Here is a 6,033-nt window from a genome sequence, read left to right as displayed (position 1 = left end):
TGCCGGCCCCGCGTCCTCGTACTGGTTGTACGGGGGCGCGGGGCCGGTGCCGCGAGGTGCCCTGCTGAGCGCCGGAAGACGCGGCGAAAGTCGGCGGCCACAGCACTGGCTGGACGAAGCGATGCCCCGGCCTCCACAGTGGAGACCGGGGCTCGGTGTTTCGTCCTCGCCGGGTGCCTCAGCCGGCGGCGGCCTTCAGCGCGTCGCCCAAGGCGCTGGCCTCGTCCGCCGACATCTCGACGACAAGGCGCCCACCACCCTCGAGCGGCACGCGCATGACGATGCCGCGTCCCTCCTTGGTGACCTCGAGGGGACCGTCGCCGGTCCGGGGCTTCATGGCCGCCATCGCGTGCTCCCTCCGTCAACATCTTCCCCGTCCGGCCAGGCCGGATCTGCTCCATTCTCCCCTATCGCGACTCAGGGGCGAAACCGAACCGATCTTTTGGCGAGTTCGGGTGACTTTTGTTGATCTTGATTTCATCCTGATCAGTACCCGTTTTCACCGACAACGCAACACTTTTGGACCGACTGGACACCACCGAGGGCACGGCGTGACAGACTGGGCCGGGTGCGAGCCCGTTCCGCGCTGTTCGACGTCTACGGGGGCCACCTGCGCGAACGCGGTGGCGCCGCCACCATTGCCGCCCTCGTCCGGCTCCTGGACCCCCTCGGATTCGCCGCACCGGCCGTGCGCACGGCTGTTTCCCGGACGGTCAGGCAGGGCTGGCTGCAGCCGACCAGGCTGCCCGACGGGCCGGGTTACGCGATGACACCTCGCGGGGAACGAAGGCTCGACGAGGCCGCCGCCCGCATCTACCGCACCCGGCCGTCCACGTGGGACGGACGCTGGCACGTCGTGGTGCTGGAGGAGATGCCCGGCCGCGACTCGCGCGATCACCTGGCCTCCGAGCTGCAGTTGCTCGGCTACGGCGCGCTCGGTCCTGTGACGTGGATCGCGCCCAGGCCGTCGCCGGAGCTGGCCGACGTGCTGGCCGCGGAAGAGGTGTCCGCACGAACTTTTCACGGTTCACACGACGGTGCGGACGTCGAGCTCGCGGCGAAGGCCTGGGACCTGGCCGAACTGGGACGCGACTACGCCGCCTTCGTCGCGCATTGGCTGCCGCAGGTGTCCGTTGTGGACGAAACCGACGACGCGGCGGCGTTTGCCGCGTCACAGCAGTTGCTGCACGCGTGGCGGAAGTTCCTGTTCCGCGATCCCGGTCTTCCTGCTGAACTGTTGCCACCGGACTGGCCGGGGCACGCGGCAGCGTCGTTCTTCGACGAACAGACACTGCGGCTGGCACCGGGCACGAGTCGGTTCGTCGACGAGTGCCTGCGGCCGGTGCGCAACGTTTCCACTGCTTGATGGAGGTCCAGTGTCCGAGCTCCTCGTCGACGACGCCGATGGTGTGCGCACGTTCACGTTCAACCGCCCCGACTCGTTCAACGCCTTCACCATCGCGCTGAAGGAGTCGTTCCTCGACGCGCTGCGCGAGGCGTCGGCCGACCCGTCGGTGCGCGCGGTCGTGATCACGGGTGCGGGCCGGGCGTTCTGCGCGGGTCAGGACCTCAAGGAGCACATCGGGTTGCTGCAGGCCGGTGACCCCGCGCCGCTGCACACCGTGGAGAAGCACTACAACCCGATCGTGCGGGAGCTGATCGGCATGCCGAAGCCGGTGATCGCCGCGGTCAACGGCAGCGCGGCGGGTGCGGGCGCGTCCCTCGCGTACGCCTCGGACCTGCGCATCGCGGGCAAGTCGGCGAAGTTCCTGATGGCCTTCGCGAACGTCGGCCTGACCGCGGACTCCGGCGCGTCGTGGACGCTGCCGCGGTTGATCGGGCACGGCCGCGCGATGGAGATGATGCTGCTCGCCCAGCCGGTCGGTGCCGAGGAGGCGTTGCGGGTCGGCATGGTCAACCAGGTCGTGCCGGACGAGGAACTGCAGGAGACCGCGCACCTTCTCGCGGCCAAGCTCGCCGCCGGACCGACCACCGCGTACGCGAAGATCAAGGAAGCGCTGGCCGCCGCCGCGGACGGGACTCTCGAGGACGCGCTGGAAGCCGAGCGCCGCACCCAGGCCGACTGCGGTGCGACGGAAGACCACCGGGAAGCCGTCGACGCCTTCGTCAACAAGCGGGCGCCGAAGTTCATCGGGCGCTAGACGGACGCGTTCGTCACTTCCCGCGGCCCGAAATCATCGGCCGTTGGCGCGGAAGCACGTCGCGATGTGGTCGTCCACCATCCCGGTGGCCTGCATGAGCGCGTAACACGTGGTGGGGCCGAGGAACTTGAAGCCACGACGCTTCAGTTCCTTGGCCATCGCCTTGGACTCGGCCGTGATCGCCGGCACGTCCGCGATCGTCGCCGGCCGCACGTGCTCACTCGGCGCGAACGACCACAGCAGCTCATCCAGGTCGACGCCCTCCGAGACGATCACACGGGCGTTGTGGATCGCCGCGTCGATCTTCATCCGGTTCCGGACGATGCCCGCGTCCGCCATCAGCCTTTCCACGTCGGCCGGCCCGAACTCCGCCACCAGCGCGGGATCGAAGTCGCCGAACGCGGCACGGAACGCCGGCCGCTTGCGCAGGATCGTGATCCACGACAGCCCGGACTGGAAGGCCTCCAACGACATCCGCTCGTACAGGGCGTTGGTGCCGTGCAGCTCCACGCCCCACTCGGTGTCGTGGTACGAGATGTAGTCCGGGGTCGACTCACCCCAAGGGCAGCGGACGATCACCGGTACTCCTCGGCGAACCGGGCGAACCGCTGCAGCGACCGGCGCAGCATCAGCACGAAGAGCGGTTTCACCAACGGGTAGAAGAACGGCACGTCGAGGCGTTCCGTCCACACGAAACGGCTGCCGCGCACGGCGAACACACCCGTCCCGCGCACGACGCGGCCGAGGTGTTCGACCTCGACGGCGTGCGGCGGGTCCCAGCGCGTGATCCGCATCCGGTCCGAGACGCCGAACGTCCTGGCGTCGATCTCGCTGCCGACCGACTGCCCGTCACCGGCCACCACGGACACGCGGGTGCCGAACACCCACTCCGACTGGCGTTCCCAGTCGGTCATCGCGCGGAAGATCGTGTGGGGCGGCGCGGCGACCTCGACCGTCAGCTCAAGCTCGGTCACTGCTCTCCAGCTCCTCGACGCGGGCCCGCAGCTCGCCGACCTCGGTCGCCAGTCGCTGCAACACCCAGTCGACCTCACTCATCTTGTAGCCGCGGAACACCTGCTGGAACTTCAGCTCGCGGACGTCCTCCGCGGTGATGTCCTCCGACGGCAGCCGCGTCGGCGAAGCGCCGGGCGGCAGCGGGGCGAGCTCCTCGCCGCGCCCGAACACCAACGCCGCGAGCAGGAACACCACTGCCGCGACGGCCACCATCACGATCAGGTAGAGAAGGGCGTTCGTCACCATGTCCTCCGAAGGATGCCCCTGCCTTCAGACCGGGGAGGAATTCGGACTCCGGCACGAGCTGCCCGGCGGAGCCGGGGCGGTTCGAGCGCAGCATGGTGGCAACGTTACTGAACGGTGGTGCGATGTCCGCGACCACCTGACAGTGCCGAACATCTGTTCGATAAGGTCGCCTGCGTGGCGGATTCGGTGAGTGTGACCCGATATTCCTACCGGCTGCGCTTGTCGTCGTCCGCCGGCCGCGCGTTGCTGGTGGAGTGGGATCGCTGCCGCTGGGTGTGGAACCAGTGCGTCGCGCAGTCGCGGGAGACCCATCGGCACAACCGCGAGAATCCAGAAGATCCGCGGACGTGCGGCCCGGCCCAGTTGGACAAACTGCTGACGGGCTGGCGTGCCGAGCATGTGTGGTTGCGGGCGGGGTCGTCGGTGGCGCAGCAGCAGGTCGTCCGGGATTTCGGCAAGTCCCGCGCCAAGGCGCTCAAGGATGTGCGGGAGCGGGTGCCGCAGTGGCGACGTGCCGGGATGCCGCGGGTCAAGAAGCGGTCGCTGGCCGAGCCGACGCTCAACTACACCCAGCGCGGGTTCCGGTTGCGTGATGGCGTGCTGCAGCTGGCGGGCGGGATCGTGGTGCGGCCGGTGTGGTCGCGGGAGTTGCCCGCCGCGCCGTCGTCGGTGCGCGTGTACCGCGACAGCCTCGGCCACTGGTACTGCTCCTTCGTCGTCCGCACGCGAGTCCAGACGTTGCCGGTGACCGGCCGGGTGATCGGTGTCGACTGGGGCGTGAGGGAACTCGCCACCACCACGAGCGACGCGTACGACTTGCCGCACCCTGAGCACGGCAAGAAGGCTGCGAAGGGCCTGGCGAGGTATCAGCGGATGATGGCCCGTCGCCGCCCGGCCAAGGGCCGGCCCGGTTCGAAGGGCTACCAGCACGCCAAGCGGCAAGCGGCGAAGATCCAGCAGAAAATCGCCCGGCGTCGGCAGGACACCGGCCGAAAGTGGGCCAAGCGGGTTGTGCGCGACCATGACGTGCTCGCGGTGGAAGACTTCCGGCCGAAGTTCCTGGCGAAATCCACGATGGCCCGCAAAGCCGCGGACGCCGCGATCGGCGCCACCAAGCGTGAGCTGATCACGATGGCCCGCAAACACGGCCGCGAACTGCGGCTGGTGGACCCGAAACACACCACAATGGACTGCGCGGCATGCGGTGGAGAACCAAGCACGCATTGCCGCTGTCCGAACGCACCTACACCTGCACGTCGTGCGGAGCCGTGTCCCCCAGGGACAAGAACTCCGCGGCGGTGATGCTGGTCCGGGCAGGTTTGAACCCGGTCGGTGATGAAGGGCACAAGACCTGCTCGTCCGCCGGACGAGCAGGCAGCCTGAGCCGAAAATCCCCACATAGCCCGTACAGGGCGCGGGGAGCATTCAAGCGACGATCGTGGCACAGCTCAGGCACCGGCGAGCGAGCAGACCGAGTCGAATGATCACGATCCAGGTGATCAGGCTCGCGATGCTCATCGGCAACGACTGCATCAGCCTGGCGACGTCCACGTGCGCGGTCGCCGCGATGATCGCGACGTTGCCCAGCAGGACCGCGCCGACGGCCAGGATCGCGATGGACGCGGCGAGCTTGGCCAGCAGTTTCGTGTCGTACTTGCGGGCGAGGATCCGGCCGAGCACGAGCGCCACCAGTGCCACACCCGACGCGGCACCGCTGGTCATGTCATTGGCCTTGGCGACGACGAGGTACCACGACGGGGTCGGGGTGCCGAGGTCCTGCCACGGGCCGACGAGCAGCATCCGGCCGTACTCCCACGCCATGTGCATCAACGGCAGCACGATCGCGAGCCAGACGAGCGTCCGCGTGCCGTACGCGACGGCCAGCTCGGCCTGGTACTCGTTCGCGATCTCCTTGACCGGGCCGAACTCCTCGACGGCGCGGGTGCGGGCTTCGTCCTCGGACAGCCCGCGGTCGAGGTGCGCCTCGGTGGCGTCCTCGAGGCTGTCGCGGGTCTCCGTGAGCAGGTCGCGGACGTGTTTCTTCGAGCCCTGGAGCCGCGACCCCAGGTCGGTCACGTACCTGTCGATCACGTCTGTGCCCATTTGCCGCCACCTCCCAGCACCCCGTCGATGACCGTCGTGAACTCCCGCCACGCACTGCGCTCGGCGTGCAGCGCCTTCTGGCCCGCCTGGGTGAGCCGGTAGGTGCGGCGCTTGCGGCCGCCGACCGTGCTCCAGTCGCTGACGACGTGACCAGCCCGCTCCAGCCGGCGCAGCGCCGGGTACACCGTCCCTGTCGGCAGGTCCAGCGCACCCCCGCTGACCTGCTGCAACGCCTCGATGATCGCGTAGCCGTGCAGCTGCCTCCCGTCGAGCGTCGCCAGCAGCAACGCGTCGAGGTGGCCGCGTAGGGCGTCCGGTTTCATGGGTAGTGACTCTACTGATCAGGCCCTCCGAGCGGTCCCTGAGATGTCCCTGATTTCGGGCGTTCGGGGTGGTGCGCTCAGGCCTGGATCTGTTGCCCTGGAACCGGATTCGGAGGCCTTCAGGTTCCCTTCAGGGTCGGCCCTGAGATCACCCTGATATCCCGGCTCAGCCGTTCATAAGTAGC

The 6,033-nt window shown here is 68.6% G+C and carries 9 protein-coding genes; 3 read left to right on the top strand and 6 right to left on the bottom strand.

Annotation, left to right across the window (positions count from 1 at the left end; translation table 11 throughout):
• Positions 1–178: 178 nt before the first annotated feature.
• A complete protein-coding gene (locus DI276_RS33795; protein ID WP_065914675.1) occupies positions 179–346 on the bottom strand; it encodes a DUF3117 domain-containing protein in 168 nt (55 codons plus the stop codon).
• A 222-nt stretch (positions 347–568) separates the two neighbouring features.
• Between DI276_RS33795 and DI276_RS33790 the strand changes: the two genes are divergently transcribed.
• Together DI276_RS33790 and DI276_RS33785 are read left to right on the top strand one after the other, a co-directional pair.
• A complete protein-coding gene (locus DI276_RS33790) occupies positions 569–1,366 on the top strand; it encodes a PaaX family transcriptional regulator (RefSeq protein WP_112270936.1) in 798 nt (265 codons plus the stop codon).
• Between the two features lie 10 nt (positions 1,367–1,376).
• Positions 1,377–2,162, top strand: a complete 786-nt coding sequence (locus tag DI276_RS33785) for an enoyl-CoA hydratase-related protein (RefSeq protein WP_112270934.1) — start codon at positions 1,377–1,379, stop codon at positions 2,160–2,162.
• A gap of 33 nt (positions 2,163–2,195) precedes the next feature.
• Here DI276_RS33785 and DI276_RS33780 read toward each other — a convergent pair whose 3' ends face one another.
• From DI276_RS33780 to DI276_RS33770, 3 genes are read right to left on the bottom strand one after another with little or no spacing between them, the layout of a single operon-like run.
• Positions 2,196–2,738, bottom strand: a complete 543-nt coding sequence (locus DI276_RS33780; RefSeq protein WP_112271474.1) for a DNA-3-methyladenine glycosylase I — start codon at positions 2,736–2,738, stop codon at positions 2,196–2,198.
• Positions 2,738–3,136 carry an SRPBCC family protein gene (locus DI276_RS33775; RefSeq protein WP_112270932.1) on the bottom strand — a complete coding sequence of 133 codons (399 nt, stop codon included), beginning with the start codon at positions 3,134–3,136 and terminating at the stop codon, positions 2,738–2,740. Before DI276_RS33775 ends, DI276_RS33780 begins: the two co-directional genes overlap by 1 nt.
• On the bottom strand, positions 3,123–3,419 hold the full coding sequence (locus DI276_RS33770; RefSeq protein WP_112271476.1) for a DivIVA domain-containing protein: 297 nt from the start codon (positions 3,417–3,419) through the stop codon (positions 3,123–3,125). The genes DI276_RS33775 and DI276_RS33770 overlap by 14 nt, the downstream gene beginning before the upstream one ends.
• A 177-nt stretch (positions 3,420–3,596) precedes the next feature.
• Between DI276_RS33770 and DI276_RS33760 the strand changes: the two genes are divergently transcribed.
• A complete protein-coding gene (locus tag DI276_RS33760) occupies positions 3,597–4,724 on the top strand; it encodes an RNA-guided endonuclease InsQ/TnpB family protein (RefSeq protein WP_198681068.1) in 1,128 nt (375 codons plus the stop codon).
• A 123-nt stretch (positions 4,725–4,847) separates the two neighbouring features.
• Here the strand turns inward: DI276_RS33760 and DI276_RS33755 are convergent, their stop codons facing one another.
• Both DI276_RS33755 and DI276_RS33750 read right to left on the bottom strand, forming a co-directional pair.
• A complete protein-coding gene (locus DI276_RS33755; RefSeq protein WP_112270928.1) occupies positions 4,848–5,525 on the bottom strand; it encodes a permease prefix domain 1-containing protein in 678 nt (225 codons plus the stop codon).
• Entirely contained in the window at positions 5,510–5,848 is a 339-nt protein-coding gene (locus DI276_RS33750; protein WP_112270926.1) for a PadR family transcriptional regulator, read from the bottom strand. Before DI276_RS33750 ends, DI276_RS33755 begins: the two co-directional genes overlap by 16 nt.
• Positions 5,849–6,033 lie beyond the last annotated feature (185 nt).

This window comes from Lentzea terrae, from assembly GCF_003265345.1.
GTDB lineage: Bacteria > Actinomycetota > Actinomycetes > Mycobacteriales > Pseudonocardiaceae > Lentzea > Lentzea terrae.
The sequence above is the reverse complement of the archived record's forward strand: the minus strand, read 5'-3'. Positions and strand labels throughout refer to the sequence as shown.

Bases quoted from the DNA above. Each gene is read 5' to 3' on its own strand.
- DI276_RS33750 (WP_112270926.1), bottom strand. From the start codon at position 5,848: ATGAAACCGGACGCCCTACGCGGCCACCTCGACGCGTTGCTGCTGGCG.
- DI276_RS33755 (WP_112270928.1), bottom strand. From the start codon at position 5,525: ATGGGCACAGACGTGATCGACAGGTACGTGACCGACCTGGGGTCGCGG.
- DI276_RS33795 (WP_065914675.1), bottom strand. From the start codon at position 346: ATGGCGGCCATGAAGCCCCGGACCGGCGACGGTCCCCTCGAGGTCACC.